The sequence below is a fragment of the Metabacillus mangrovi genome, assembly GCF_009711125.1.
Classification (GTDB): domain Bacteria; phylum Bacillota; class Bacilli; order Bacillales; family Bacillaceae; genus Metabacillus_B; species Metabacillus_B mangrovi.
Genome location: NZ_WMIB01000012.1, coordinates 35,182 through 61,453, shown reverse-complemented (window position 1 = coordinate 61,453; position 26,272 = coordinate 35,182). Strand labels below are relative to the sequence as shown.

Genomic DNA, 26,272 nt, shown 5'->3' with positions numbered 1-26,272 from the left:
CCCCCCTACACCCCTGGCACAAGGTCAATGTCATCCGGATGGATGGAGATAAAAATGGAATCTCCCGGCTGATAGTGGCCTTCTGTTTGATGGAAGGAGTTGATTTTCCAGTTCAGCCCTTCAGCTGCAGCCGTGTAGGCGGTATGGGTCCCGTAAAATTGCTTATCCGTAATCGTACCCGGAAAACAGTTCAGGTCCTGCAGCTTCAATTTTGATAGCGAGATGGAAGCAGGGCGGATGAGTGCAAAGTCTCCGCTCCTTTTTGCACCGGTTTTCAAGAAGGTGCTTCCGCCAACAGAGATTCCTTCCGGCTCTTTTTTTACGGGGAACAGGTTCGCTTCCCCAATAAATGAAGCGACAAATTCATTCGCCGGCTGATCATAGAGTGTCTCAGGAGTACTGATCTGCTGGCAGACTCCCTTGTTGAAAACGGCGATCTTATCAGACATCGTTAAAGCCTCCGTCTGGTCATGGGTGACATAGATCGTCGTGATCCCTAAGTCTTTTTGAATCTTTTTCAGCTCGACGCGCATCGTTTCTCTCAATTTTGCATCGAGGTTGGAGAGCGGTTCATCCAGAAGAAGGATGCGGGGCTCCATCGCAAGCGAGCGTGCCAGTGCGATCCGCTGCTGCTGGCCGCCGGAAAGCTCGGAGATTTTCCTGCTTTCATAGCCGCCGAGCTCAACCATGTGCAAATACTTTTCGACCCGGTCTTTGATTTCCGCTTTCTTGAACTTTTTCATTTTCAGTCCGTATGCCACGTTCTCAAACACGTTCATATGGGGAAACAGGGCGTAATTTTGAAACACCATCCCGATATCCCGCTTTTCAGGGGCTGTATAGGTTACATTTTCATCGCCGATGTACACCGTTCCCTCATCAGGATAGGCGAATCCGGATATCATTCTTAGTGTGGTCGTTTTCCCGCAGCCTGATGGTCCGAGAAAGGTGAAAAATTCCCCTTCCCCCACTTTAAGCTCAAGCCGGTCTACCGCCTTGTAATCGCCAAATTGCTTGCTTACTCCGTTCATTCTCACAGATGACATGAAAGCTCCTCCTATCTTAAAAAGAGAAAGAGGGGTTGTTAGCCCCTCCGGATTTATTGTTCTACTTTTGAAGAGTCCCTCACGTTATCTTCATAGTTTTGAAGCCATTCGGAAGAGTTTTCAGCGAGGTTCTCCCAGTCGACATCCATCGCTTTGTAATCAAAGTTTTTCATCCAGTCCGGTGAGGATTGCAGTGCTTCTTTGTTTGTAGGCATACGGTTGAAGTCGTTTGCCAGTTTTTCCTGAACTTCTTTGCTTCCGGCGAATTCGATGAATTTTTCAGCAGCGCTTTGATTTTTCGCCCCTTCGATCACAGCAATTCCATCAGTGATAACCGGGCTCCCGCTCTCTGCGTTTACCATCGTAAATGGCATGTTGTTGTTTTCCACGTTGTCGATGACACCGTCAAGCGTCCAGAAGCCGATGCTTCCTTCTTCTCTAGCAATCGCCTGGAACACCATGGAAGAATCAGAGACTTGCTTTTTAATGTTGCTGTCCATTTGCTTGATGAAGTCCCAGCCTTCTTTTTCCAGCGTCCCTTGTTGATCATATTGGTCAATCAGGCTCGCGAAGGTTGCACGGGATGCTGCAGATGTTGTGCTGCGCACGATGATTTGATCTTTATATTTTGGATCTGCGAGGTCTTTCCAGTCTTTCGGTGCATCCTGTTCACTCAGGACGTCGTGGTTGTAAAACATGACGACTGGCGTCTGGATTGTTCCGTACCAGCGGTTATCCTGGTCTTTGAACATCGGGTCGATTTCTTTCGCCCACGTTGGAGAGGATTCAGCGAGAAGGTTATCGTTTTTCATTTCGTTAAAAACGGATGAGGGGTTTCCATAAATGATGTCAGCCTGCGGGTTCGCTTTTTCAGCACGGATCCGGTCAACGAGTTCACCGCCGCCCATTGTAAGAAATTCCATTTCAATCCCTGTTTCTTCTTTGAACATCCCTGCCACTTCCTGAAGCATTTCTTCACCGTGGGGAGAATACACCACTACTTTTTGGTCTCCCTCTTCCTTTGAAGCATTGCTGCCCGAAGGCTGATCCGCAGCACTTGATGAACAGCCGGTCAAAGCCACTATCACTATTAGGAAAAAAGATAAGAACTTCACGTTTCTGAACATGTTGTTACCTCCCGTATTCGTTTCTTCTTACACGTTTAATCATATAGAGGCTGTGTAAAACAGAAATGAAAGAAGCATAAACATTATGTAAATAAAGCGTAAATAATCACGCAAATAAAATTATTATTACGTAAAAACAGCAGCCTACCGGCTGCTGTTTCGAATCATGATTTCGTATGGGATCACTACTTTTCTCGGAAAGTCGGTTTTCTCTGACAGTTCTCCCATGAGCAAATCGACTGCTGAGGCTCCCATATGTTCCGTATGGATTTTAACGGTGCTGAGAGAAGGAAAGGTATATTGTGCAATCGGGAGATCATCAAAGCTGATGATCGACACATCGCCCGGTATCTTCACTCCCGCTTCCTGAAAGGCGCTCAGAACGCCTATTGCCACCGTATCTGAAAAAACGATAAACGCATCAGGCATGTTTTCTGTCATCGAATGGCTGGCAATCTTAAATCCTGCGGAAGGGGTTGGATCTTCTATAACGTAAAGATAATCCGGATGATAAATCCCTTCAGCGATGGCAATCAGCTTATAGCTTTCCTCTTTCAGGTCCGGATACTCTTCAGAACCGTCCCCTACATACTCCTTCTTTCCGATATACCCGATTTTCTTATGTCCGGTGCCGATCAAGTAACGGATGATGGATTTCATGGCATCGAAGAAATCAGCGGTTACACTGCTGTACGCGAGCGGATCCGGTGAGGAATCCACGAAAACGAGATGTGAGGTTATGGCAGACAGCCGCTCGACCTCCGCTGCCGAGAACTTCCCCACCGCGATAATCCCGTCTGCGTTTTCCGGCAGGTGCTTCAAAGAATAATAGCTGGAAAACGAAATCGCTTCTCCTGCGAACCGCCTCTCCATTCCGCGCCTGATTTCCCTGTAATACAAATAATCCTCTTCCTGGGCTTCTTCAAACCAAAATACGGCTGCAATGGTCAATCCGGAAGCAGCAGCCGGTTCTTGTTTCTGCTTCTTTTTCCTGGGAGGACCATAGTTCAGCTCCGCGGCTGCGTTCCTGACCCGGTCGATGGTGGCCTGGGAAAAGGTATACGTTTTGTTTCCGCTTAAGATTCTTGATACGGTTGCGATTGAAACATCTGCTTTTACGGCAATGTCTTTAATAGTTGTCATATCCAGCCCCACCATTTTCTTTAATCAGCGTTACTAGAAAGATAGCCCAGTTTGCGTAAAATAGAAACAGATTTGCGTAACTTTTACAAAATATTAAAACAAGTATTAATTCCTGGAAGGCCCTGCTTAACCTTTTTTTATTTAGCATGTTACCGAATTGATACTCTGCTGTAACACAAAACTTGGTATAATATACCTAATGAAAAGGAGAGGAGAGGATGCAGTGATTACGATCGAGGCATTGGGAGCAGAGAGTCTGACAGAGGGAGATCATTTCATTCATTATCTGAACAGCGATACGCGGTTCGTGTTTACATACAATGGCAAATCGGTTCAATTTTTGACCGAGGTTTCGAAGAATATTCTGTATGATGTAGCGATGAAACTGATCCGCAAGTTTGATTCATTCGAAGTAACGCCTTTTGGAGTGGAATCAGATCATTCGGTCGTCTTCCGCTTCAGTGAGGATCGGGGACGGATAGACATTAAAAAGATGCCCTCCGCCTCTCTCGCGACCATCGAAGAAACATCCTTCCCGGCAGATGTATTCCTTGTGGAATTCGCCAAGGCCTACGAGCATTTTCTCTCCCCGCTGCATGATGCGGAAAAAGAAGAAGAGGAAACACCGAGGGACCTTATACAGATGAGAGAGATTCTGGAGCTTTTGAAAGAGCAGTGAGTGAAAAACCGCCGTAATGGGCGGTTTTTTTAGTATTTGACGATTGTGGTGATGCCGAACTCCGTTAAATAATTTTTATGGCATAGCTCTTCTGTCCAATTTTTTGGGTTAAGCTGATACGTCCCGTAGCGGTCCTTGTACGTCAAGGCTGCCTGTGTTGATCCAAAAATGCCGAGGGTTATCAAGCATCCTTCTCTCGTAGTCTCTGAAAGCATGCTGATTCGGAATATACAGCAGCTCCAGCTCATCCCCTGTTTCCATGTACTTCTCCAGATACAGGAGGAATAAAGCATTACCAACGCCGGAAATTTCGTAAATGTATGGCAATATAAACAGGCCCTTTTCCAGTTCCTCAAGCCAATAAGGGTGAGCTTTTTGCACCCAAAGCTGCATGAAGTCCTCTTCCCGTTCAAACACTCTGCGGTTGTTGTATTGCTCTATTTCATCAGGGATTACGAACTTCTTTGATGATGCCATGAAGGTGATGTCGGACATGGAGAGCCTCCTCGGATTTTTACTTTTTTACTTGCAGCATTTCAATTGTGAGCTGCTGCCACCTTCTCCTTCAGACATTCATATTGCCTTTCGTTTGTATCCGTGAACGCTTCTTCTCTTGATGAGGGGGTATCTGAATACGGGATTTTCGCGCTAAATTGGGACGCGGTAAAATCACAGCGGATTCCTTCAATCCGGTTATAATAGTGCCAGCCGTCCGGAAGCTGCGTTTTCAGAATCTCCCCGCCAAGCCAGTCGCTAACGACAAGTGCTGTCACTCCGCATTGTCCGGCGGCGGGGTTGTCTTTCGTCCACTTCGAACTCGTCTCAATGGACCACGATTGCTGCAGTGCGGCAAGCATTTGCTCGTTTTTGGTCATTTTTTCACCTTCAGCTTCTGGAATATTTAAACGGAATCAATTCTTTAATCGGCGTTTTCACCAGAGAACCGTCGACCTCCAGGATCACCTGGCAGTCAGGCGCATAGTCCGAAATCAGTTCCCGGCACATGCCGCATGGACTGACGACCCGGATCCTCTGGTCGGTTTCATCAGGATGAGGATGCCGGACCGCAACGATGGTTTCGAAATCTTTCTGGTCATTTGAAATGGCGGTTCCAATCGCGATGGCTTCGGCGCAAACCGTTACCCGCCCTATGTACGCTTCGATATGGACAGCAGAGATGGTCTCTCCGGTTTTTGTCCGAATGGCTGCCCCTACATGGTGTTTGTCTTCTTCATAAAGCTTCCGGATTATTTCCTGTGCAGCACTGACCAGTTCCTGATCCTCTTCCGTTAACTCAATATATCGCATGCTCTCACCTCTGTCTGATTGAATTCCTTTATTTTACCAAACATTTCAAAAAAGCACCTCCAGCCGGAGGTGCTTACTTTTGTTCTGCTTTTTTATTACTGATGTAAACGAGTCTCAATGCGGCAATCATAAGTACGAGCGCCAAGGCCCGCTGCCAGTCAAAGGAGATCACCGTTCCACCAAAGAAGCCGAAGTGGTCAATTAGGATGCCCGCACTCAGCTGGCCGATCACCGTTGCGATATTCGCGGCGATGACCCCGATTTGCGGGACAGCAAGGACGGTCAGGAACAGATAACCGACCCCGAACCAGACCGCACTCAGCTGCCAGGCCGGGGCATCGAGTATACCTGTGATATCCCCTTGTCCGAAGAATAATACAGCAATGATCAGTACCATCGCACCCGTGATAAATGTCAGAAACGTACTCTCATACGTTCCCGCCTTTCTGCTGAAAGCCCCGTTGATGGAGGACTGTGCACTCAGCAGGATCCCGCCAATGATAGATGATAATGCAACAATCAAACCCATTTTATATCTCCTCCTGCATTAAAAGATTAAGAATAAAGAAATCAGCATCAAAGCTGCTGCACCCATCTTCTCTTTATTGACCGGCTTCCGCTCACTGCCGAGCCAGCCGAAATGTTCAATGACCATGCTCATCGCCATCTGTCCAAAAATGACACTGATCATGGCGACGCCTACTCCAACGAGCGGAATGGCGATGACCAAAATGGTTAAATAGATGGTTCCCAAAATCCCGCCTGTCAGCTGCCACTTTGGAGCTTTAAACGTATAGGATAATGAGCCTTTCCCCAGGAACAGCAGCACCAGACCGATAATAAGTGTGCCGACTGCAAAATTATACAAACTGCTTTCCAGCTTGCCGATTTCCTTTCCCAGTTCGCCGTAAATTGCTCCTTCAATGCTGAGAGAAACTCCCGCTGCCACGGCGAGCAAATAAATCCAAACCTTCATGCTGATCACCTCATATTGTTTTATCGGGAAAAATAGATATGTTTTGCAAAAAAAAAAGAAAGGAATCAGACCTCCCTTTTGATTAAGTCCATGACTTCCTCTATCCGCTCTTCATTGCGGCGGTAGTAGGTCCACTTACCATGGCGTTCTGACTCAAGCAATCCAATTCGCTGGAGCATCGAAAGATAATGAGAGGTCGTCGATTGGGAAAGCTTCGCCTTCTCCTGGATATCCCCAACGCATACGCCGCCCTTTTCACTGATATTCTTTGAAAGATGCGCCGTCGGCTTATCAAAATGCTCCATCGGATCCTTCAGCCATGAGAGCATCTCAAGCCTCGTCTCATTCCCAAGTACTTTAAAAACTTCTGCAAGATTATTTTTCATGGGTTTATATTAATCGATATTTCTCGATATGTAAAGAGGTACGTTTGAACCTTCAAAGAAAAAAGCGTATGCCTAAGCACACGCTTTACTGATCCTCTTCCTGCATCTCCCGTTTTTCCAACGGTCCTTCGTTTACGTTCTCTTCCTGTTCTTTTGCATCCTCCTCGGACATTTCGTCTGCTTTTTCCTTCGACATGACGATGTCCAGGTGGCGGTACAGGTTTTCAAACTCAGCCGGCAGGAGACCGCCGTACTCTCCATCAAGGTTCAGCTGCATTTTGTCTTTCGTTGTGACTTTCACACGGCTTGCTTTTGTATAAATGACGTGTTCATCGTTCATGTGCTCTCCGCGCAGGGCGAGTGAAGCAACTCTGACGAACTCGGCCAAATTCGCTTTTTTCAGGATGAGGAGATCGAAAAGGCCGTCATTCAGCTTGGAATCCGGCGCAAGCTTCTCAAATCCGCCTACGGAATTGGTGAGGGAGCAGAGGAACAGCATGACTTCCCCCTGGAAAAGCTTGCCGTCATATTCGATCTCAACCTCTGTCGGCCGGATGGAAGGCAGCATCTCCATGCCCTTCAGGTAATACGCCAGCTGTCCGAGCATTGTCTTCAGCTTGCTCGGCACCTCATACGTCAGCTCCGTCAGCTTCCCTCCGCCTGCAATGTTGATGAAATAGCCATCGTTTACACGGCCGATATCAATCGGGACAGCAACACCGTTCACCAGCATATCAGCTGCCGCAAGTACATCGTTCAAAGGCAGAGCAATGGCACGGGCAAAATCGTTCGTCGTTCCAACCGGTATGATGCCGAGCTGCGGCCGCTTATCAAAACCGGCAATTCCATTCACGACTTCATTTACTGTTCCATCCCCGCCTGCAGCGACAACAAGGTCGAAGCCGCGTTCAACGGCGAGCTTCGCAGCATCCGTTGCATCACCTTCGCACGTGGTCGCGTGACAGGATGTCTCATAGCCTGCGTTCTCAAACTTAGCCAAAACCTCTGGCAAATGGCGTTTAAACGCTTCCCTTCCGGAGGTCGGATTATAAATTATTCTCGCTTTTTTCATTCTCCATCATCCTATACATTATAGTCGTTCCATCATACAGCGCTCTTATCAGTCTACCATTTTTACCATATGCCATCAATTAGCCTGCTCCTATAAAATCCCCCAAATACTGGTTCTCGAAACCCATTGCAAAAGAAAAGACAGCGAGCCTGGATGGAGGCTGCTGTCTTTTATTGGAGGGCTGAAATGCTGAAGATTCCGGGTGAAAGGACTTTTGCTGATTTATCACTGCAGAAATTATATCGGCATGTTTTCTTCTTTTTTTACAGTCTCTTCTTTTTTTCCATAAGCTTTTAAAAGAGAAAGGGCCATAATTATAAAAGCTCCAAGCCCGATCATGCCAAGAATCCAGCGCTTTTCTTCAAAGCCAATGCCGTTGAAGAAAAACAAGGTTCTGAACCCTTCCACACTGTGGGAGAACGGAATCCAAGACAGCAGCCACGTCTGTGTCGCTTCCGGAAGAAACTCCGGCGGCATATTCAGAACCGGACTGGAAAAGAAGAACAGCAGGATCAAAACCGGCATCGCCCCATAGCCAATCCAGTTAATGAGAGCGCCCTGCATCAGGAAAAACATATAGGCGGTGAACACCATGAAGCCGTATGTGTCCCAAAAATCCGGAACCTCCAAACCAAGCGGCCCTGTGGCAATCCATAGGATGATAAGAGAGTTCAAACTAACAAATAGTAAACCTGCTGCAAGCTGGGCTGCCAGGGAAGATGGTGTGATCCGGCCGCGCGATGCCTTTTTCAGTCCAAGGTAAATAACAATCGAGCTGATGATCGTTGTAAGCCAAAGGATTTGCGTCATCATGCCCGGAGAATTTCCGCCGGCATTATAATCCCTTACCGGATTGACGTTCTCAACGCTTAACGTGATCCGTTCAGCCGCCTGCGGAACTTGGTCCGGGGAAAGCATCATCTTCTGAGCCTTCATCTGAGCAAGCATCTGACCGCTTATTTCTTTGTTCACTCCTGTGAATACTTTATCCATAATCGCTGCAACGCTGTTCGCAGCATTCAGATTCTTTCCCTGGTTTACGAGAAGTTTTGCTTCTGCCTGGACCGGTTCCGGCGACTGAAGAGAAGCTGCATGTTCCGAGAATTCTTCCGGAATGATCAGCGCTGCATAATACGCCCGGTCATCAAGCTCTTCTTTTGCTTCTATTTCGCTGTCCAGCACAGTCCATTTAATCGGGAGTTCTTTGTTGCCCGTTAATTTTTCCTGCATGAGCTTCCCGATCTCAAGTTTCTGGCCATTCGGGAGCTGTACACCCTGGTCCTTCATAACAAGTGCAACAGGAAGATCCTTTGGGGCCGGATTAACATTTGACCCCATAAATGCAAATGTAAAAATAAGTGCCGCTGCCGCAAGTCCGGCAAGTCCACCCCAGAATATTTTCTGAGTAAAGTACGTTTTGACAGTCTTCATTGCTGAACCTCCAATCTAATAGACAAGCTGTTGTTTATCTAACATCCTGTACAACAACTATGGTATTCTAGAAAAAAGGTTCATACAATGCTCAATACTGGATGCAATGACCTATAAACAACACTTCTTCTGCAATTGTTGATTTATTTCGGGAGGGATATAATGGAATCCAAAACGGATCTGCGCATCATCCGGACGAGAAAGTCCATCCGGGATGCTTTCATTCAGCTTGTAAGAGAGAAGGGCTTTGATGCAATGACCATTCATGATATCACGGCCAAAGCGATGATCAACCGGGGCACGTTTTACCTGCATTATCAGGACAAATATGACCTGCTCGAACGCCTGACGGATGAAGTGTTTCAGGATGTGATCGGCAACATCAACCCATCCACCCATCTCGTAGGCGGAAAAATGCATCCTAAAAACGTAGAAACGTCCATTGAGTCTGTCTTTGAAGCAATTTCTGCCCATGCGGATTTTTTCGAGGCCATGCTCGGCAGCAACGGCAGCCTGGAATTTTCCCGTAACATGCTCTCCATGATCCGGACGAAATTCGACTCGGAATTTACGAAAGCCGGCCTGCCGGAGGAACAGATGCACCTCCCGAAGGACCTTGTCATCACCTTCATCTCCTCTGCCTGCCACGGCATGATGACGTGGTGGCTCCAGAACGGAATGATCCACACCCCTGCCTATATGGCTCAGAGCATCGTTAAAATTATGATGAATGGACCCGCGCGGAGCTTTGGGGTTGAAGTGATGGAGGAGTAAAAGCATCAGCTGGAGGCTGATGCTTTTTTGAGGGCGTATTTGCGGTTAACTAGGGCAATTAGCGGACTGCCGACAATGGTCGGGAGGAACCAGACCAAGAGAATGGGAACACCTTGCAGAAAGCCAATCTTTTGCGCATTAACGACCAGCACAGCTGTAATCACCGCGATATACGAGCCAAGCATTCCACTAATATAATACAGCAGCCAGTTTCTCCACTTTCTCTTAACCGCAAGATATCCAATGATCGCAAAGGAATAGGAGAAAAAACCAATGTAAAATAGATAAGCACTCTCCTCCCAATGCATCAACGCCATTGTGACGGAAGTAAGAAAAATAATAACAAAAGAAGCATGATACACTTCGCCGGACCACGTGTGCCGGCCTTTTCTTTTTTTAGAAAGCATGGAAATTAGGCCTGTGATCAAACATATGACCCCTGCAGTGATGTGAACAGTTAACAGAGCGGAAAACATGCGCTCACCTGCTTTCCTATATGTTATCATGGTGGGGGTCTGGGAGAGTGTTAAATTAAGGTAAAATTCAGTGATTGGATTTGGGCAGGGGCTGTTCCCACTTTTCGGTGCTTATCGACTCCATTCCAAATAAGAGGACAGGGAATAGACCGGGGACGGGGGTCAGTCCCCACTTTCACTGCCGCATTAAAGCTCCGGCACCATCTCTTCAATCTCTTGCGGAGCAAGGGCTCGAAGCTTCGGGTCTCTGTCCCCGCTTGCGTTAAAGCAGTGCGGGACTGGCACCGTGCCAGTCCCCACGTTCGCTGCCGTACTAAAGCTCCGGCACCGCCTCCCCAATTCCTTGCGGCGCAAGGGCTTACAGCTTTGGGTCTCTGTCCCCACTTGCGTTAAAGCAGTGCGGGACTAACCCCGCCAACGGCACTTTCCGATAAACATAGAAAAAAGCAGGCCAGAGCCCGCTTTTTACGATGGTACTGCTTCTTCTTCTGTACATTCCTTTACAAACACATCAAACATCCGCTGCATGTTTTCATATTTGACGGCCATTTCTTCCGGGTGCCATTGGACAGCAAGTACGGACCAGTCCTTCTCGGTTCCTTCTACTGCTTCAATGACTCCATCCGGGGCACGTGCGACCACTTTCAGGTTCTCGGCTACGTGGGCCAATGCCTGATGGTGCATGCTGTTGATGCTCACTTGAGTATCACCGAGGATGCTGTGGAGACGGCTGCCTTCCTCGATCTCACAATCATGGGAAGCATTGATTCGTGACCCTTCCTGATGGTGCTTGATTCCTTCGTCAAGCTGGCTGTGAATATCCTGCGTCAGCGTGCCACCGAGTGCTGTGTTTAGTGAAGCGATTCCGCGGCAAATCGCGAAGATGGGCGTGCGCTTTTTCTCCGCTTCTTTCACAAGGGCAATCTCTGTCTCATCACGTTCGAGGGTTACAGGACCAAGCTCAGGATGAGGGTTCGCACCGTAGGACTGCGGATCGACATCCTCTCCTCCGCTTAGGAGCAGGCCGTCGATTACATCGATCCATCTTTTTGCCGTTTCATCATTTCCGATGGGCAAAATAACCGGAATGCCTCCGGCGCGAATGACTGCTTCTGGATATTTAGAGTGAACAAAAGAATGATCAATACCTTTTACATCCTTTTGGGAACCGGTAATTCCAATAATAGGTTTGCGTGACATGTACATGTCTCCTTTTTTTCGGGTTAAGAAACCATACCCTGTATAAGGCGTGATTACACATGGTTACACGGGAAGATTGTGGAACTTTAGTACGAGGTGGTGTCTGACCCTCACTCTGCTAAAGCACTAAAGCTCCGGCACCAATTCTGTAAGCCCTTGCTGTGAAAGGGCTTACAGCTTCGGGTCTGTGTCCCCACTTGCGTTAAAGCAGTGCGGGACTGGCACGGTGCCAGTCCCCACATTCGCTGCCGTACTAAAGCTCCGGCACCGGCTCTCCAATCCTTTGCGGCGCAAGGGCTCACAGCTACAGGTCTCTGTCCCCGCTTGCGTTAAAGCAGTGCGGGACTGACCCCGCCTCCCGCCTTCCCGCGCCACACTTGTCCCAGTTGCCCATCACCCACTCACCACCTACCCCGTCACCATCTGCCCTCCATTCACATGCAGTGTTTCACCGGTGACAAAGCGGGAGTCGTCCGAAGCGAGGTAGACGTAAGCGCCGGCGAGTTCGAACGGCTGGGCAGCGCGTTTGGCTGCTGTTTGCATACCGAAGGAGGCGACCTGTTCGGCGCTGAAGCTTGAGACGATGAGCGGGGTCCAGACAGGTCCGGGAGCCACACTGTTGACGCGGATTCCTTTTTGAACCAGATTCAAGGAGAGTGAGCGGCTGAAGGAGATGATGGCTCCTTTCGTTGCGGAGTAGTCAATCAGCTCCCGCTGTCCTTTATAAGCTGTGACGGAAGCGGTATTAATGATTGAGGTGCCTTGCTTCATATGAGGAACGGCTGCTTTTGTCATAAAAAAATAGGAGTAGATATTGGTTTTGAACGTTTTATCAAATTGCTCAGGGGTTATATCAAGGAAATCCGCCTGAGGATATTGAACTGCCAGATTGTTGACGAGAATGTCGATACTCCCGAAGGTCTCGATTGCAGCTGTTGCTGTTTTTTCATTGGCTTTGGGTTCTGAAAGATCCCCCGGGATAAGTAGGCAGCGGCTGCCGAGTGCTTCGATTCGCTGTTTTGTTTCTTCTGCATCGCGGTGCTCATTTAGATATGGAATGACCAGATTTGCTCCTTCTTTTGCAAAAACATAGGCAACTGCGCGTCCAATGCCGCTGTCACCGCCTGAAATAATCGCTGTTCTGCCCAGAAGCTTGCCGCTGCCCCTGTAATCCGGGTTCTCTGATATGGGCTTCGGGTTCATTAGATACTCCATCCCCGGCTGTTCGTTCTGATGCTGTGGAGGGAAGGTGAGCGGCTGATCCTTGCATTCTGTTTTAAAACTGTAGTAGGGGTAAACAGGATACATGTGAAGGGCCCCTTTCAGATAGGTTTATGAGACCTATTCTATTCAGGAGCGTGGTTTGTATAACCTACTGCTATTTCCTCCGCCTCAGCAAATCTTTCATGAATCCTTTCGAGTTCATATACCAGTACACATAGATGGTCGTGCTGATGATCAGGAGCAATGCTGCCGGATAGCCAAATGTCCATTTCAGCTCGGGCATTTTTTCGAAATTCATGCCCCAGAGCGCGCCCCATGCGGTTAGCGGGGTGAAGAGGATCGTAATGACGGTCAGTGATTTCATGATTTCGTTTCCGTTGTTTGAGGAAATGACTTCCTCCATGTTGATGATCGTATCGATTTCTTCCTCATATTCCTTTAACAGGGTCATTGCGCGATTGAGCTGTTTGGTAAGCCTGCGGTATTCTGTCCAGGTCTCCGTATCGTTCAGAAACGCTTCATCCATTCCTTCTTTCAGCTCGATAATTTTCATGAGCAGGCCCTTCCATCTTAAAAGTGAGTGCCTGAGATCGTAAATTTGGTTCAATATACTAGCCCGGTTATGGCGGTGGACCTCTTCCATCACGCTGTTCATTTTTTCTTCGAACTCGTCAATCCCGTCCAGATAATGCTTGGATAAGCCATGCAGTATAACCGAAAAGCCTTCCGGCGCACGATCTGCTTCGTTCAATTTTTCCTCCAGCTCCCCCTCATTTACCCTGGAAAGCGACGAATGGGGGAAACCGATAGTGACGAGTAACTCTTTGGATATGTAATAATGGAACACCTTTTCTTTATCTTCGCCCTTCACTGAATAGACGAGAGACCCATATACGGCCTCACTGCCAGTTTTCAAAGCCTGTACGTGCATCTGGTTACGGTGCCCGTTCTCTATGTCCTGTTTCCAAAATTCCCGGTATTTCAGCTGGTTCAGCGCTTCTTCATCCGCTGTTTCGGCGGAAATCCATTTCCACGAACGCATCTGCACCGCCCCCTTTTCTCTTCTATAGCCCTTCCTTTTCAGGAATAAACGCTTATCCGGTGGAAAATGATAGATGGTAAAAGGTGGTGCACAGGATGATTCATGAAGCATTGAAGTCCTTGAACGAGGCAGAGAAAGCGGTGATTTCCGCCCAGGGCAATCCGGGTTCTGCAGAATTTCAGCGTGCTTATCAAAAGCTGCAATTAGCAAAGGAACGGGTTGCTCAGGCTAAAAGCAGCGGGCTGGAGCCGGATGGAAAGCATCGGCTGGACCTCGCTTCGGAGCATTTAATTCATCTGCACGAAACGATGGAAGCTTTGCAGGATCAGCTGTAGCCTTTATTCAGGCTGCAGCTTTTTTCTTTGGGATAATTGGACAGCCCCCGAATACATATAGAAAAAACGGGGATTGAAGGAGAGGTTACATGAACATCATCCTAAACCATATTTTACTCGGCATTTCCCTCGCCGCGCCGATCGGGCCCATCAATGCGGCGCAGATTGAGAGGGGATTCAATAAAGGCTTCTGGCATTCATGGCTGATCGGCCTCGGCTCAATCACTGCGGACGTTGTGTACATGCTGGCCGTTTTCCTCGGACTCGTGCAGTTCATTGAGATTCCGGTCGTAAAAGCATTTTTGTGGCTGTTCGGCTTCTTCGTTCTGACCTATACAGGCATCGAGAGCCTGATTCAAGCGAGCAAGGGGCTTGAGTTTCAGCGGCAAAGGCCAAGCTCGCTTGCAAGATCCTATTTTGTCGGGTTCATGATGTCTCTGACTAATCCGCTGACGATTATGTTCTGGGTGGGGATCTATGGATCCGTTTTAGCGAAAACAGCTTCGACGTATCAGCATACGGAGCTTCTCTTATACAGCGGTTCGATCCTGCTCGGATTGCTTATCTGGGACATCTGCATGGCCGGTGCCTCGAGTTTTGCGCGCGGATTTATCAACGACAAGACCATCCAGGCCATATCCTGGGTATCCGGTTTATCATTGATCGGCTTCGGCGGCTATTTCGGATATGAGGCGTTTATTCTTTTCACATAATTTCCCCTCCCCCGGCAAAAATAAAAGAACGACTGGGGGAATGAACGTGTCCAATGAATCGAAGGAAGATCAACTAAAATGGTGGCAGCTCTCCCTGATCGGGATTGGCTGCACGATCGGAACAGGGTATTTTCTCGGATCTGCCATCGGCATTAAAGCAACGGGGGCATCGATCCTTCTCTCCTTCCTGCTTGCGGCAATCGGAACGTACATTGTGTACAGGCTGCTTGCGAAAATGACGGCCGAGGATCCGCAGAAGGGCTCGTTTTGCTATTACGCCGGTAAAGCGTTTGGACGCTGGGCAGGCTTTAGCTGCGGCTGGAATTACTGGACCTCCAACATTCTGATTATGGGAAGCCAGCTGACAGCACTGGCCATTTTGTCGCGTTTCTGGTTTCCAAACGTTCCGCTCTGGCTGTTTGCAGCGGGATATGCAGCTCTCTCGATCCTCGTTGTAGTAGCCGGAACGAAAGGCTTTGACCGGCTCGAAAATGTGATGGCCATCGCAAAGGTCGCCGCCATCCTTATGTTTATCATCCTCGCCGTCGCGGCGATTGCCGGGTGGATCCCGGGAGATGCACAAAAGCCTTCCTTCCCGCTTACTGGCGGCGAATTTTTTTCAGAGGGCTGGGCAGGATTCGGCTCTTCTCTCATTTATGCTTTTTATGCATTCGGCGGAATTGAAGTCATCGGCCTGATGGCCATGCAGCTGGAGAAAAAAGAGGACGCACCGAAAGCCGGCTCCGTTATGCTGATCGTGCTTGCTGTCATTTATACGGCCTCCCTGGCACTCGCTGTTTCCCTGACCTCCATCGGATCCTTTCATGAAAAAGAGAGCCCGTTTGTGACCGCTCTCAGCAGCTACGACCTTTCGTTTTTCCCGCATGTGTTCAACGCAGCGATCATTATTGCCGGCTTCTCCACGCTGACGGCAGCTCTGTTCGGGGTCACGACTCTGCTCGTCACATTGGGTGAAGGCGGCGACGCACCGAAATTTTTTTCCAAAACGACGAAGGGAAAGAAAAAGCTCGCCCTCCCATCACTTGGCCTGGCGACTGCCGGGATGGTGCTGTCAATTATCGCAGCGCTTCTCCTGCCCGGGAAAATTTACGAATACATCACCACCGCAGCCGGAATCATGCTGCTGTACAACTGGAGCTTCATCATCCTCTCTTCGCTGAAAATTTTGAAGCTTTCCATCTGGGAAAAAGCACTCGGATCCGCAGGAATTGTCCTCCTGCTTGCAGCCATTGCCGGTACACTGCTTGAAGGCATCGGCCGGTCCGGATTTTTCCTCAGCCTGCTGTTCGCTGCGATTATCGGGGTCATGTGCCTGTTTATGAAAAAGAAGTGGAAACAGAATCCATCAGGGTGCTAGGAGGAGACGTGTCTCCTCTTTTTTGATTTTATTTTTCAGAAAATATTGTATACTGTATTTAACAATATCTGGAGGAGGAAACAGAATGAGAAACACAGTGACTGGAATGACGCAAGCACATAAGGGGGCCGGACTGAACTGACCTCCTGACCTGTGCAGCCAGTGGAAATCTGCACACAAAAGGGGTAAAACCAATTGAATAGCCGCTTAAAAAAATTTGTTTCCTATTATAAACCTTACTTGCGTTTGTTCGCTGCTGTAATGGCCTGTTCTGTTCTCGGATCTGCGATTTCCCTCGCCTATCCGCTTCTCACCCGGTACATCACAAAGGATGTACTTGAAGGAATTGATGAACAGGCTATGAACCAGATTCTCCTCACCGGAGCGGTGATGCTTGTTCTGGCAATCTTCCAGGCAGGCTTTCACTTTGTGGTCGATTACCACGGTCACCGGATGGGTGCGATGATGGAGAGCGATTTGCGCACCGAGCTTTTCAGCCATTACCAGAGCCTTTCATTTCCGTTTTATGACCGTCAGAAAACCGGACAGCTCATGTCCAGGATGACGAATGACCTCTTCTGGCTATCCGAGCTATATCATCACGGGCCAGAGGATCTGCTGAGGTATTCGGTTCAGTTTATCGGCTCGTTCGCGATCCTGTTTATGATCAATGCTCCGCTGACCTTGGCGATTTTTGCTTTTCTGCCGTTCATGGCCATTTTTGCTGTCTATTTTAATAAAAAAGTAAACATGGCCCTGAAACGGAACAAGGTTCGGATCAGCGAGATCAATGCACAGGTGGAAGACAATCTTTCCGGGATCCGGGTCGTGCAATCGTATACGAACGAGGAGCTTGAAAAGGAAAAATTTCAATATGAAAACCTTCGCTTTCTCGAGAGCAGAAAAGCCGGCTACAGGTATGAAGCCTATTTTTACAATGGATTTGAAACGTTCATCCAGCTGATCAGCCTGACCGTTGTTGTGGCAGGCGGGGCAGCGATCGTCGGCTCTTCCATGGATCTGGCCGACTTAATTACCTTCATCATGTACACAGCTTTTCTCATCGAACCAATCAAGAAAGCAACCAATGTCGCCATTCTGTATCAGGAAGGCATGACCGGGTTCGAACGCTTTATGGAGATGATGGCCGTAAAGCCTGATATTCAGGATTCCCCTGGGGCGATGGAGCTTGAACATGTCCTGGGAAGCATCGAGTTCCAAAACGTCAGCTTCCGGTATGACGAGAACCAGCCTAACGTTGTGGAGAACCTTTCGCTGAAAATCGGAGCAGGAGAATACGCGGCACTCGTCGGTCCTTCAGGAGCCGGCAAGACCACGATATGCGCCCTGCTCCCCCGCTTTTATGACATTCAATCCGGGGAGATCAAAATTGACGGGATCAATAGTAAAGACATCACCCTTGCTTCTCTGCGGAAAAACATCGGCATCGTCCAGCAGGATGTGTATCTGTTTGCCGGCACCGTCATGGAGAACATCCTTTACGGAAACCCTGGGGCATCCGGCGAAGACATTATCGAGGCTGCCAAAAACGCACATGCCCATGAATTTATCATGAAGCTGCCGAACGGCTACGATACCGACATCGGCCAGCGCGGCGTCCGCCTGTCCGGCGGCCAGAAGCAGCGGCTCAGCATCGCCCGCGTCTTCCTGAAAAACCCGCCGATTGTCATCTTTGACGAGGCAACCAGTGCCTTGGACAACGCAAGTGAAAAAGTAGTGAAGGATTCGCTCGAACGCCTGGCCCAAAACCGCACCACCCTCGTCATTGCCCACCGCCTGTCCACGATTCGGAACGCAGGACGGATCATCGTGCTCAAGGAGAACGGAATCGCAGAACAGGGTACACACCAGGAACTGCTGGAGCGGAACGGGGACTATGCGAAGCTGCAGGGGGTGCAATAAAAAGGAGAAGAAATACTATGACAACATTGCCCGCATGGGTGTTCATCATCTATTATCTGTTTCTGCTCATCACACTTGGAACCGCCCTTTTCCGTCTCATTCGGAGGAACGGCAAAGCATACTCCGCCATAGCCTTCCTTGCAGCCCTGACGATTCCGGTTATCGCTCTCCTCAACTCGATTGGACGGCTGGAAGGAATGAATGAAGGGCAGCATTTTATCAGTTCGCTTCAGGCCGGTGCTCTTTGGGCCGTTTATGTTTTGACGGCGTTTTTTTATTTGCTCGTTTGGTGGGGGCTGGTTTTTTGGAAAAGAAAAACTAAACAGGTGGCTGTGCCTCAATAAGAAAAAGAGCGGACAGTGTCTGCACTTTTTCCTGTTGGTTTTCGGAAGATCACGTATTGCTGTATGAAGAACCGGTTTTATCGATATTCATATAGAACAACAGGACAAAGGAGCGGATTCCTTGAAATCCTTCGAATACCATAATCAAAAAGTGTATAAAGAGACCGGTGCTGCCGCACTGTCCTGTCTAATCCTTCAAGGCGATAAGGTAGTCTATGAATCTTATACAGGGACTCACAGCCGGAATTCCGGTGCAGGAAAGGTGCAGGAAAACTCAAGGTTCAACATTGCATCCATTCGGAAATCCTATATTGGTTTAGCACTTGCCTGCATGATTGCGGAGGGAAAAATCCGGGGGCTTGATCAGGATTTATCTGATTTTTATCCTGATGTCCCTTTGATTAATGGGACCACCTTTCGCCATGTGTTAACGCATACCCATGGTCTCGCAGAAAAGGACGGAAAATGGATCCGGATGTTCCAGCCCGGTGAAGACTGGTCTTATAACAATGCTGGAGTAAACTTACTGATCAGCATTCTTGAAACTGTATCTGGAAAGACAGTGGCTCAAATACTGGACGAGCAGGTTTTTCGAAAAGCAGGCTTTGCAGAGAGCGGCTGGGGATATTCCGGGGAGAATGCAGTATCTAACCTGCTGGAAAATCCCTCTCAGCGAATGAATGGCAGTGGGAAAGACAGCAACCTGTACTGCAGTACACGGGATCTGGCTAAATGGGGAAAATTATTTCTTACAGAAGGGAAAGAAGCCGGGATTTTAACACCCGATCTTTTCAAGCAAATGACTTCAGTCCAAAATAAGGGGATTGCTCCATTGCCACAGCACGGATTCTTTTGGTGGATGAAGGAAAAGGACTTCCCGCAAAACGAGATCGGCCCTAAAGTTCCAAAGGGCTCCTTCCAGCTTCTCGGCATTACGGGCTGTATTTGCCTCGTCATGCCGGAGTATCATGCAGTTGCGGTAAGGATGATGAACCAATCCGGACAAAACAAAGCGTTCGATTATTTGGACGATGTAAGGACTTTCGGAGATCTTGCAGCTGGAATGGTTAAAAACCCCTGAATACGGGTTTACTATTTCCGTTTCTTATCATAAAATGGAGTCGTATTCAGATTGGATAGAATGAAGCGAATAAATAGAAGAGGTGCTTTTTGTGAGTGTGTATAGGTTCTAAATAGGAGAATTTAACGATTTGAATCTTGTGAAAAACGGGGAATCACTCCCTTTATTTGCTGTGGATTCATTTCAAACCTATGAAGATGCCTGTACCTTTCATAAAAAAGCAGACAGCCCGGCAGGATGATGCCGTTTATTTGTCTGTGCCTTGTGAAGGAAAAGCTGCAGGATCTCTGCAGCTTTTTTTGTGTTTAAAATTTGGCTTGTTCTCTCCATCTGACAAGGTATCTTCATTTGATTGTACAAATAATCGTGAGGAGCTAGTAAATGAATACAGAGACGTTTGATAAATTGCAATACAGCGAGTTGAAGGAAGTCATTAAATCCTATTGCACGAGTGGACTTGGCAAAAATCTGCTGGATAAGCTGGGGCCTGCCTCAAGCATGGAAGTGGTGAAGATCCGTTTAAACGAAACATCTGAGGCCCGCGCGATTTTAGACGCGGATGGGCACGTACCGTTCTCCGGTGTTACAAATATTGAAGGAACCATCCAACATGCAGAAAAAGGCATCATTTTAAGCCCGGATGAATTAATCAGCCTGTCAGACTTTTTAAGAGGATGCCGGAAATTAAAAAAGTTTATGCTGGATCGTGAATTTTTCGCACCCGTCCTATCTTCTTATGCACAATCCATGTCTGAGTATAGGGAAGCGGAAGAAGAAATCAATACTGCTATCAAAAATGGAAAAGTGGATTCATCTGCGAGCAGGGACCTAAAGAAAATCCGCGACCAGATCGAGGGAAAAGAAGAGAAAATCAAAGCCCTGCTGACGAAATTTATGAATAGCAGCGAGAACAGGAAATACCTCCAGGATACCTTTATCAGCCGGAAAAACGACAGGTTCACCATTCCGGTAAAGGCTTCCTATAAAAATCAGGTGGCCGGTTCCATTGTAGAAATTTCTTCTAAAGGCTCTACCGTTTTTATGGAGCCGCACAGTGTAGCGAAGCTGAACGGGGACCTGGAACGGCTGAGGGCCGAAGAAGCTATAGAGGAATATCAGATTCTGGCAACGCTCACCGGGATCATTATCGATCATCTTCCTGGCATCCTAATCAACATGGAGCTGATCAGCCAGTACGATATGGTGTTTGCAAAAGGAAAATACAGCCAGCATATACGCGGGATTGAGCCGGAGCTTAATGATACAGGCCACATCAAGCTTGTACAGTGCAAGCATCCGCTCCTGACCGGTAATGCCGTTCCGCTTGATTTTGAAATCGGGAACGGATACCGCAGCCTGGTCATTACAGGTCCGAATGCCGGCGGCAAAACGATCGTTCTGAAAACCATTGGATTGATCACCCTTGCTGTCCTTTCGGGGTTTCATATTCCTGCGGAAAGGGGTACGGTAATCTCAGTATTTGACAGAGTTTTCGCTGATATCGGCGATAATCAGAGCTTGGAGAACGCGCTGAGCACGTTTTCCTCCCATATGAAAAATTTATCGGAAATCATGAGTCAGTCCAACAACCATACACTTCTCCTTTTTGATGAGATCGGCAGCGGAACCGAGCCAAATGAGGGGGCCGCCTTAGCCATCTCCATTTTGGAAGAGTTTTATCATATAGGCTGCATCACAGTGGCCACAACCCACTATGGTGAAATCAAGCGCTTTTCCGAACTGCACCCGGACTTCATGAATGCTGCCATGCAGTTTAAACAGGAAACACTCGAGCCCGCCTACCGGCTGATCATTGGGGAATCAGGAGACAGCAACGCCCTTTGGATCTCCAGGAAAATGAACATAAAAGAAGCCGTTCTCGATCGGGCGAAAGCCTACATGGAAAACAAGGCATACCGTCTTGAAAAAGTGAATGAAAATAAAATCAGAAAGCCAGCAAAAACGGCCAGTCAGCTTCCTGAAGAGATCACCGACTTTCAAAAGGGAGACAAAGTCACACTCCTTCAATACAACGACACCGGGATTGTTTACAAAGAGCGGAACAAATCCCGCAACGTAACTGTATTTTATAAGGGAGAAATGCATGAAATCCTCGATAAGCGCCTGAAGCTCAACTTCAAAGCGGCCGAACTGTATCCGGAGGGCTACGATTTGGATCAGCTGTTCACCGATTATCAGACGAGGAAGCTTGCGCACGATATCGAACGGGGATCGAAGAAAGCACTGAAGAAAATTCAAAAAGAAATGAAGAAGGATAACTAACAGGTTATTGAAGAAACGGAAAAGAGCGGACAGATTCAGTCCGCTCTTTTTGCTTTTTAAAACACACTCCTTACCAATCCCCCATCTGCTCTGAGTGCAGCTCCGTTAATCGCAGATGATAATGGACTCGCCAGAAACACCGTAAAATGAGCAATTTCCTCCGGCCGGATCAGCCTCTGAATAATGGAAGTCGGCCTGTTCTCTTTCATAAACTTTTCCTCTGCCTCCTGAACGGAGAGCCCGTCATCCGGATACAGGGATTCCAGCATGTTCTTGACCCCTGTTGTAAGCGTAGAGCCCGGCATGATGGTGTTAACCGTAGCATTCGTTCCCGCTGTTAATTCTGCCAGGCTCCTCGAAATGGAGAGCTGCATCGTTTTCGTCGCGCTGTAATGAGCCATTTCCTGTGACGGCATGACTGCTGCTTCGCTGGCAATGAAAATGACACGCCCCTCTTTATTAGCAATCATTTTTTCAACGTATGTCCTGGTCAGCCGGACACCGCTCATAATGTTCACTTCAAAAAACTTCATCCATTCTTCATCTGTAATATCAAAATACTCCTTCGGCTCAAATATCCCTAGATTATTAACCAGAATATCCACCTCCGGAAATTCCTCCATCAGCTTGCGGCACCCTTCCTCAGTCCCCAAGTCCGCCACTCCCTTAAGAAAATCCCCTTCCGGAAGCTGCTTCTTCATCTCTTCAATCGTCTTCTCCACCCGGCTGCCGCTCCGACCGCTGATGATGACAGAGGCACCCTCCTTTGCAAGAGCAAACGCGATCGCCCTTCCGATCCCGGATGTAGATCCCGTGACTAACGCACGTTTTCCTGACAGCTGTGTATCCAAAATGTATCCCTCCAGTTTGTTTCTATTCTTATTTTCCCGGAAGTACAGAAAAATACCGCTTTTTTATTCATCGTTAATTCTTTTGGCAGCAAAAATAGGATCCACTGATCAAAGCTTTTTGTTTTATTATCGAATTTTCCCATTTATTATCGAAAATCTTAATATATTATCGAATTGGATCCGCTTATTATCGAAAATCCTGATATATTATCGTTTCTGCAAAATTCGACACAAAAAAGCTTCCAGAGCAAAACGCCCTGAAAGCTTTTTTCTTATCGTTTATTGATTTCTTCCATGAGAAGCTTGTTGACCATTGGCGGGTTGGCCTGGCCTTTGGAGGCTTTCATGATTTGGCCAACGAGGAAGCCGATGGCACGGTCCTTGCCGTTCTTGAAGTCTTCGATTGATTGCGGGTTCGCATCGAGAGCGTCGTTGACGAATGTACGGAGTGCACCTTCGTCAGAGATTTGGACGAGTCCTTTGTCTTTAACGATTTTCTCAGCGTCGCCGCCGTTTTCGATAAGCTCTTTGAATACCTTTTTCGCGATTTTGGAAGAGATCGTTCCTGCTTCGATCAGCTTGATCATGCCTGCCAGTCCTACAGGAGTAAGAGCTGTATCTTCAAGCTCTTTGTTCTCTGAGTTCAGGTAAGCTGATACCTCACCCATCAGCCAGTTGGATGCCTGTTTTGCATCGGCGCCGGTTTTGACGGTTGCTTCAAAGAAATCGGACATCTCTTTCGTAAGCGTGAGAACCATGGCATCGTATGCCGGAAGGCCAAGCTCTGAAACGTAGCGTGCTTTGCGCTCATCCGGAAGCTCAGGAATTTCAGCACGGATGCGTTCTTTCCACTCTTCATCAATGTAAAGGGAAACAAGATCAGGCTCCGGGAAGTAACGGTAGTCGTCGGATCCTTCTTTTACACGCATTAGAAGGGTTTTACCTGTAGATTCATCAAAGCGGCGTGTCTCCTGCTCGATGATTCCGCCGGACAATAGAACCTCTGCCTGGCGTTTTTCCTCGTGCTCCAATCCTTTGCGGACGAAGTTGAAGGAGTTCAGGTTTTTCAGCTCAGCTTTCGTACCGAACTGCTCCTGGCCGACTGGACGGAGGGAAATGTTCGCGTCACAGCGAAGAGAACCCTCTTCCATCTTACAGTCCGAAACACCTGTATATTGGATAATGGATTTTAATTTCTCAAGATACGCATACGCTTCTTCCGGCGTACGGATATCCGGCTCGGAAACAATTTCCACAAGCGGTGTACCCTGACGGTTAAAGTCAACAAGGGAGAAGCCGTCGCCCGTATGGTTCAGCTTGCCCGCATCTTCTTCAAGGTGAAGACGGGTAATCCCGATCTTCTTCTTCTTTCCGCCAACTTCAATTTCGATCCAGCCGTTTTCACCGATTGGCTTATCAAATTGAGAGATTTGATACGCTTTCGGATTATCCGGATAAAAGTAGTTTTTGCGGTCAAACTTCGTGTCCGTTGCGATTTCACAGTTCAGCGCCATCGCAGCCTTCATCGCGAAGTTCACGGCTTCCTTGTTCAATACCGGAAGGACGCCCGGGTAGCCGAGGTCGATCACGGACGTATTCGTATTCGGATCCGCTCCAAAATGGTTCGGAGAAGCGGAGAAGATTTTTGAATTCGTTTTAAGCTCAACGTGGACCTCAAGTCCAATCACCGTTTCAAAGTTCATTATTTTCACCCCTTACAATTCAGGTTTTGCTTTATGATGGTCCGTCGCTTGCTCAAATACATGGGCAACACGGTAAATGGTGCTTTCGTCAAAGTGCTTGCCGATGATTTGAAGTCCGAGCGGAAGACCGTTAGAGAATCCGCAAGGGACAGAGATTCCCGGCACGCCTGCAAGGTTAACTGGAATCGTTAAAATATCGTTCGCATACATCGTAAGCGGGTCGTCTGTTTTTTCGCCGATTTTGAAAGCAGGAGTCGGAGTCGTCGGTCCAACAATGACATCGTACTTTTCAAAAACATCTTCGAAATCTTTTTTAATGAGCGTACGCACTTTTTGCGCCTTTTTATAGTACGCATCATAGTAGCCGGAGCTGAGCGCGAACGTTCCAAGCATGATCCGGCGCTTCACTTCGTTTCCGAAGCCTTCCGCACGGGTCTGCTTGTACAGGTCAATCAGGTTTTCCGCATTGTCTGTACGGTATCCGTAGCGGATTCCGTCAAAGCGGGAAAGGTTGGATGAAGCTTCGGATGACGCGAGCAGATAGTAAGTCGCAAGCGCATATTTTGAATGCGGAAGCGATACTTCTTCCCATGTCGCACCTTGCGCCTCAAGGACTTTAAGTGCTTCAAGAACGGAATTTTTCGCTTCTTCGCTGACCCCTTCGCCAAGGTATTCTTTTGGCACGGCGATTTTCAGACCTTTAATATCGCCTGTTAAGGAAGAAACATAATCTGGAACGTCCACATTTGCAGAGGTTGTATCCATTTGATCTCCGCCTGCAATCGCTTGAAGGAGGTACGCATTGTCTTCAACTGTACGGGTAATCGGGCCGATCTGGTCCAGAGAGGACGCGAATGCCACAAGTCCGAAACGGGAAACACGGCCGTACGTAGGCTTCAATCCGACAACGCCGCAATATGCTGCCGGCTGACGGATGGAACCGCCTGTGTCAGAGCCAAGGGAAAAAGGAACCTCGCCGGCTGCAACCGATGCAGCCGAACCGCCGCTTGATCCGCCCGGCACGGTTTCAAGATTCCACGGGTTCCGTGTCGGCTTGAATCCGGAGTTCTCTGTAGAAGAACCCATCGCGAACTCATCCATGTTCAATTTGCCGATCGTAACGGATTCTGCCTGCTGAAGCTTTTGCACAACCGTCGCATCATAAATCGGCATGAAGTTTTCTAAAATTTTGCTGGAGCACGTCGTACGAAGATCTTTCGTCACGATGTTGTCTTTCACACCGATCGGTATACCGAAAAGAAGGCCAAGCTCATCGCGTGTGCCGACCGCCTCGTCCAATTGCTTCGCATAAGAACGTGCACGCTCTTCATCAAGCGTCATGAACGCCTGTACTTTATCTTCTACTTCACTGATCCGTTTGTAGGACTCATCCACGAGATCCGTAACGGTGATGTCTTTTTTATGTAAACGCTGCTTTAACTCGGAAATCTTATGGTCAAATAATGACACCTGGTTTCCCTCCCTTATTCAAGAATGGTCGGAACGCGGATATATCCGTCTTTCTGGTCCGGAGCGTTTTTCACAACGTCCTCAACCGGAAGACCTTTAGCCGGCTTGTCCTCTCTCATGACATTTTTCATATCCAAAACGTGAGTCGTCAGCTCAACATTTTCAGTATCCAATTCATTCAGCTGCTCCGCAAAAGAAATAATCGCATCCAGCTGCTTTGTGAACATCTGAGCTTCCTCTTCCGTAATCGCCAAACGCGCAAGGTGCGCAACGTGCTTAACCTGGTCCGTCGAAATGCGTGACATCA

Annotated in this window: 28 protein-coding genes; 9 read left to right on the top strand and 19 right to left on the bottom strand. The window is 48.1% G+C overall.

Annotated elements, in window-relative coordinates; translation table 11 throughout:
- Window positions 1-5: 5 nt before the first annotated feature.
- The 3 genes from GKZ89_RS12545 to GKZ89_RS12535 form a co-directional block, all read right to left on the bottom strand.
- Window positions 6-1,046 carry an ABC transporter ATP-binding protein gene (locus GKZ89_RS12545; protein WP_155112750.1) on the bottom strand — a complete coding sequence of 347 codons (1,041 nt, stop codon included), beginning with the start codon at window positions 1,044-1,046 and terminating at the stop codon, window positions 6-8.
- A 53-nt stretch (window positions 1,047-1,099) separates the two neighbouring features.
- Window positions 1,100-2,173 carry an extracellular solute-binding protein gene (locus tag GKZ89_RS12540; RefSeq protein WP_155112749.1) on the bottom strand — a complete coding sequence of 358 codons (1,074 nt, stop codon included), beginning with the start codon at window positions 2,171-2,173 and terminating at the stop codon, window positions 1,100-1,102.
- Between the two features lie 144 nt (window positions 2,174-2,317).
- Window positions 2,318-3,316 carry a LacI family DNA-binding transcriptional regulator gene (locus GKZ89_RS12535; RefSeq protein ID WP_162356810.1) on the bottom strand — a complete coding sequence of 333 codons (999 nt, stop codon included), beginning with the start codon at window positions 3,314-3,316 and terminating at the stop codon, window positions 2,318-2,320.
- Between the two features lie 223 nt (window positions 3,317-3,539).
- Between GKZ89_RS12535 and GKZ89_RS12530 the strand changes: the two genes are divergently transcribed.
- Complete coding sequence (locus GKZ89_RS12530) at window positions 3,540-3,995, top strand: hypothetical protein (RefSeq protein WP_155112747.1); 456 nt, start codon at window positions 3,540-3,542, stop codon at window positions 3,993-3,995.
- 108 nt (window positions 3,996-4,103) lie between these two features.
- Here the strand turns inward: GKZ89_RS12530 and GKZ89_RS12525 are convergent, their stop codons facing one another.
- From GKZ89_RS12525 to GKZ89_RS12490, 8 genes are all read right to left on the bottom strand, one after another.
- Window positions 4,104-4,490 carry a hypothetical protein gene (locus tag GKZ89_RS12525; protein WP_155112746.1) on the bottom strand — a complete coding sequence of 129 codons (387 nt, stop codon included), beginning with the start codon at window positions 4,488-4,490 and terminating at the stop codon, window positions 4,104-4,106.
- 41 nt (window positions 4,491-4,531) lie between these two features.
- Window positions 4,532-4,870: a YunG family protein gene (locus tag GKZ89_RS12520; protein ID WP_155112745.1), complete on the bottom strand. Its 339-nt coding sequence runs from the start codon at window positions 4,868-4,870 to the stop codon at window positions 4,532-4,534.
- Window positions 4,871-4,880: 10 nt separating this feature from the next.
- The gene (locus GKZ89_RS12515; protein ID WP_155112744.1) at window positions 4,881-5,303 is read right to left on the bottom strand and encodes a cytidine deaminase; all 423 of its coding nucleotides are present in this window, start codon (window positions 5,301-5,303) and stop codon (window positions 4,881-4,883) included.
- A 73-nt stretch (window positions 5,304-5,376) separates the two neighbouring features.
- Window positions 5,377-5,832 carry a DMT family transporter gene (locus GKZ89_RS12510; RefSeq protein WP_155112743.1) on the bottom strand — a complete coding sequence of 152 codons (456 nt, stop codon included), beginning with the start codon at window positions 5,830-5,832 and terminating at the stop codon, window positions 5,377-5,379.
- Window positions 5,833-5,850: 18 nt separating this feature from the next.
- Entirely contained in the window at window positions 5,851-6,279 is a 429-nt protein-coding gene (locus GKZ89_RS12505) for a DMT family transporter (RefSeq protein ID WP_155112742.1), read from the bottom strand.
- Between the two features lie 65 nt (window positions 6,280-6,344).
- Window positions 6,345-6,665 (bottom strand): ArsR/SmtB family transcription factor, encoded by a 321-nt coding sequence (locus GKZ89_RS12500; RefSeq protein WP_155112741.1) that lies wholly within the window; start codon window positions 6,663-6,665, stop codon window positions 6,345-6,347.
- A gap of 85 nt (window positions 6,666-6,750) precedes the next feature.
- Window positions 6,751-7,737 (bottom strand): diacylglycerol kinase, encoded by a 987-nt coding sequence (locus GKZ89_RS12495; RefSeq protein ID WP_155112740.1) that lies wholly within the window; start codon window positions 7,735-7,737, stop codon window positions 6,751-6,753.
- A 237-nt stretch (window positions 7,738-7,974) separates the two neighbouring features.
- Complete coding sequence (locus GKZ89_RS12490) at window positions 7,975-9,168, bottom strand: YhgE/Pip domain-containing protein (RefSeq protein WP_155112739.1); 1,194 nt, start codon at window positions 9,166-9,168, stop codon at window positions 7,975-7,977.
- Between the two features lie 162 nt (window positions 9,169-9,330).
- On the opposite strand from GKZ89_RS12490, the gene GKZ89_RS12485 reads away from it, so the two are divergent.
- Window positions 9,331-9,942: a TetR/AcrR family transcriptional regulator gene (locus GKZ89_RS12485; protein WP_155112738.1), complete on the top strand. Its 612-nt coding sequence runs from the start codon at window positions 9,331-9,333 to the stop codon at window positions 9,940-9,942.
- Window positions 9,943-9,947: 5 nt separating this feature from the next.
- Here GKZ89_RS12485 and GKZ89_RS12480 read toward each other — a convergent pair whose 3' ends face one another.
- The 4 genes from GKZ89_RS12480 to GKZ89_RS12465 all read right to left on the bottom strand — a co-directional run bounded on the left by GKZ89_RS12480 (window position 9,948) and on the right by GKZ89_RS12465 (window position 13,884).
- The gene (locus GKZ89_RS12480) at window positions 9,948-10,418 is read right to left on the bottom strand and encodes a DUF2306 domain-containing protein (RefSeq protein WP_155112737.1); all 471 of its coding nucleotides are present in this window, start codon (window positions 10,416-10,418) and stop codon (window positions 9,948-9,950) included.
- Window positions 10,419-10,883: 465 nt separating this feature from the next.
- Window positions 10,884-11,618 carry a gamma-glutamyl-gamma-aminobutyrate hydrolase family protein gene (locus GKZ89_RS12475; protein ID WP_241680238.1) on the bottom strand — a complete coding sequence of 245 codons (735 nt, stop codon included), beginning with the start codon at window positions 11,616-11,618 and terminating at the stop codon, window positions 10,884-10,886.
- 408 nt (window positions 11,619-12,026) lie between these two features.
- Window positions 12,027-12,926, bottom strand: coding sequence for an SDR family oxidoreductase (locus tag GKZ89_RS12470; RefSeq protein WP_155112735.1), 900 nt, complete (start codon window positions 12,924-12,926; stop codon window positions 12,027-12,029).
- A gap of 70 nt (window positions 12,927-12,996) precedes the next feature.
- Complete coding sequence (locus GKZ89_RS12465; RefSeq protein WP_162356808.1) at window positions 12,997-13,884, bottom strand: magnesium transporter CorA family protein; 888 nt, start codon at window positions 13,882-13,884, stop codon at window positions 12,997-12,999.
- A gap of 95 nt (window positions 13,885-13,979) precedes the next feature.
- Between GKZ89_RS12465 and GKZ89_RS12460 the strand changes: the two genes are divergently transcribed.
- The 7 genes from GKZ89_RS12460 to GKZ89_RS12430 all read left to right on the top strand — a co-directional run bounded on the left by GKZ89_RS12460 (window position 13,980) and on the right by GKZ89_RS12430 (window position 21,941).
- Complete coding sequence (locus GKZ89_RS12460) at window positions 13,980-14,219, top strand: hypothetical protein (protein ID WP_155112733.1); 240 nt, start codon at window positions 13,980-13,982, stop codon at window positions 14,217-14,219.
- A gap of 89 nt (window positions 14,220-14,308) precedes the next feature.
- The gene (locus GKZ89_RS12455; RefSeq protein WP_155112732.1) at window positions 14,309-14,932 is read left to right on the top strand and encodes a LysE family transporter; all 624 of its coding nucleotides are present in this window, start codon (window positions 14,309-14,311) and stop codon (window positions 14,930-14,932) included.
- Window positions 14,933-14,972: 40 nt separating this feature from the next.
- The gene (locus GKZ89_RS12450; RefSeq protein ID WP_155112731.1) at window positions 14,973-16,310 is read left to right on the top strand and encodes an amino acid permease; all 1,338 of its coding nucleotides are present in this window, start codon (window positions 14,973-14,975) and stop codon (window positions 16,308-16,310) included.
- Window positions 16,311-16,505: 195 nt separating this feature from the next.
- Window positions 16,506-18,233, top strand: coding sequence for an ABC transporter ATP-binding protein (locus GKZ89_RS12445; RefSeq protein WP_155112730.1), 1,728 nt, complete (start codon window positions 16,506-16,508; stop codon window positions 18,231-18,233).
- 17 nt (window positions 18,234-18,250) lie between these two features.
- The gene (locus tag GKZ89_RS12440) at window positions 18,251-18,577 is read left to right on the top strand and encodes a hypothetical protein (RefSeq protein WP_155112729.1); all 327 of its coding nucleotides are present in this window, start codon (window positions 18,251-18,253) and stop codon (window positions 18,575-18,577) included.
- A 121-nt stretch (window positions 18,578-18,698) separates the two neighbouring features.
- Entirely contained in the window at window positions 18,699-19,658 is a 960-nt protein-coding gene (locus GKZ89_RS12435) for a serine hydrolase domain-containing protein (RefSeq protein ID WP_155112728.1), read from the top strand.
- A 381-nt stretch (window positions 19,659-20,039) separates the two neighbouring features.
- Window positions 20,040-21,941: an endonuclease MutS2 gene (locus GKZ89_RS12430; protein WP_155112727.1), complete on the top strand. Its 1,902-nt coding sequence runs from the start codon at window positions 20,040-20,042 to the stop codon at window positions 21,939-21,941.
- Between the two features lie 56 nt (window positions 21,942-21,997).
- Here the strand turns inward: GKZ89_RS12430 and GKZ89_RS12425 are convergent, their stop codons facing one another.
- The 4 genes from GKZ89_RS12425 to gatC all read right to left on the bottom strand — a co-directional run bounded on the left by GKZ89_RS12425 (window position 21,998) and on the right by gatC (window position 26,270).
- Complete coding sequence (locus tag GKZ89_RS12425) at window positions 21,998-22,792, bottom strand: SDR family NAD(P)-dependent oxidoreductase (protein ID WP_155112726.1); 795 nt, start codon at window positions 22,790-22,792, stop codon at window positions 21,998-22,000.
- A gap of 272 nt (window positions 22,793-23,064) precedes the next feature.
- On the bottom strand, window positions 23,065-24,495 hold the full coding sequence (gatB, locus tag GKZ89_RS12420) for an Asp-tRNA(Asn)/Glu-tRNA(Gln) amidotransferase subunit GatB (RefSeq protein WP_155112725.1): 1,431 nt from the start codon (window positions 24,493-24,495) through the stop codon (window positions 23,065-23,067).
- A 12-nt stretch (window positions 24,496-24,507) separates the two neighbouring features.
- Complete coding sequence (gene gatA / locus GKZ89_RS12415; protein WP_162356806.1) at window positions 24,508-25,965, bottom strand: Asp-tRNA(Asn)/Glu-tRNA(Gln) amidotransferase subunit GatA; 1,458 nt, start codon at window positions 25,963-25,965, stop codon at window positions 24,508-24,510.
- Window positions 25,966-25,979: 14 nt separating this feature from the next.
- Complete coding sequence (gene gatC / locus GKZ89_RS12410; protein ID WP_155112796.1) at window positions 25,980-26,270, bottom strand: Asp-tRNA(Asn)/Glu-tRNA(Gln) amidotransferase subunit GatC; 291 nt, start codon at window positions 26,268-26,270, stop codon at window positions 25,980-25,982.
- Window positions 26,271-26,272: the final 2 nt, after the last annotated feature.

What these genes read in the sequence shown, in the direction of transcription:
- GKZ89_RS12480 (WP_155112737.1), bottom strand. Translation starts at nt 10,418, where the DNA reads ATGTTTTCCGCTCTGTTAACTGTTCACATCACTGCAGGGGTCATATGT.
- GKZ89_RS12430 (WP_155112727.1), top strand. Translation starts at nt 20,040, where the DNA reads ATGAATACAGAGACGTTTGATAAATTGCAATACAGCGAGTTGAAGGAA.
- GKZ89_RS12460 (WP_155112733.1), top strand. Translation starts at nt 13,980, where the DNA reads ATGATTCATGAAGCATTGAAGTCCTTGAACGAGGCAGAGAAAGCGGTG.
- gatB (WP_155112725.1), bottom strand. Translation starts at nt 24,495, where the DNA reads ATGAACTTTGAAACGGTGATTGGACTTGAGGTCCACGTTGAGCTTAAA.
- GKZ89_RS12535 (WP_162356810.1), bottom strand. Translation starts at nt 3,316, where the DNA reads ATGACAACTATTAAAGACATTGCCGTAAAAGCAGATGTTTCAATCGCA.
- GKZ89_RS12490 (WP_155112739.1), bottom strand. Translation starts at nt 9,168, where the DNA reads ATGAAGACTGTCAAAACGTACTTTACTCAGAAAATATTCTGGGGTGGA.
- GKZ89_RS12475 (WP_241680238.1), bottom strand. Translation starts at nt 11,618, where the DNA reads ATGTCACGCAAACCTATTATTGGAATTACCGGTTCCCAAAAGGATGTA.
- GKZ89_RS12500 (WP_155112741.1), bottom strand. Translation starts at nt 6,665, where the DNA reads ATGAAAAATAATCTTGCAGAAGTTTTTAAAGTACTTGGGAATGAGACG.
- GKZ89_RS12455 (WP_155112732.1), top strand. Translation starts at nt 14,309, where the DNA reads ATGAACATCATCCTAAACCATATTTTACTCGGCATTTCCCTCGCCGCG.
- GKZ89_RS12485 (WP_155112738.1), top strand. Translation starts at nt 9,331, where the DNA reads ATGGAATCCAAAACGGATCTGCGCATCATCCGGACGAGAAAGTCCATC.
- GKZ89_RS12465 (WP_162356808.1), bottom strand. Translation starts at nt 13,884, where the DNA reads ATGCGTTCGTGGAAATGGATTTCCGCCGAAACAGCGGATGAAGAAGCG.
- GKZ89_RS12540 (WP_155112749.1), bottom strand. Translation starts at nt 2,173, where the DNA reads ATGTTCAGAAACGTGAAGTTCTTATCTTTTTTCCTAATAGTGATAGTG.
- GKZ89_RS12440 (WP_155112729.1), top strand. Translation starts at nt 18,251, where the DNA reads ATGACAACATTGCCCGCATGGGTGTTCATCATCTATTATCTGTTTCTG.
- GKZ89_RS12450 (WP_155112731.1), top strand. Translation starts at nt 14,973, where the DNA reads ATGAACGTGTCCAATGAATCGAAGGAAGATCAACTAAAATGGTGGCAG.
- GKZ89_RS12525 (WP_155112746.1), bottom strand. Translation starts at nt 4,490, where the DNA reads ATGTCCGACATCACCTTCATGGCATCATCAAAGAAGTTCGTAATCCCT.
- GKZ89_RS12545 (WP_155112750.1), bottom strand. Translation starts at nt 1,046, where the DNA reads ATGTCATCTGTGAGAATGAACGGAGTAAGCAAGCAATTTGGCGATTAC.
- GKZ89_RS12515 (WP_155112744.1), bottom strand. Translation starts at nt 5,303, where the DNA reads ATGCGATATATTGAGTTAACGGAAGAGGATCAGGAACTGGTCAGTGCT.
- GKZ89_RS12520 (WP_155112745.1), bottom strand. Translation starts at nt 4,870, where the DNA reads ATGACCAAAAACGAGCAAATGCTTGCCGCACTGCAGCAATCGTGGTCC.
- GKZ89_RS12505 (WP_155112742.1), bottom strand. Translation starts at nt 6,279, where the DNA reads ATGAAGGTTTGGATTTATTTGCTCGCCGTGGCAGCGGGAGTTTCTCTC.
- GKZ89_RS12510 (WP_155112743.1), bottom strand. Translation starts at nt 5,832, where the DNA reads ATGGGTTTGATTGTTGCATTATCATCTATCATTGGCGGGATCCTGCTG.
- gatC (WP_155112796.1), bottom strand. Translation starts at nt 26,270, where the DNA reads ATGTCACGCATTTCGACGGACCAGGTTAAGCACGTTGCGCACCTTGCG.
- GKZ89_RS12470 (WP_155112735.1), bottom strand. Translation starts at nt 12,926, where the DNA reads ATGTATCCTGTTTACCCCTACTACAGTTTTAAAACAGAATGCAAGGAT.
- GKZ89_RS12495 (WP_155112740.1), bottom strand. Translation starts at nt 7,737, where the DNA reads ATGAAAAAAGCGAGAATAATTTATAATCCGACCTCCGGAAGGGAAGCG.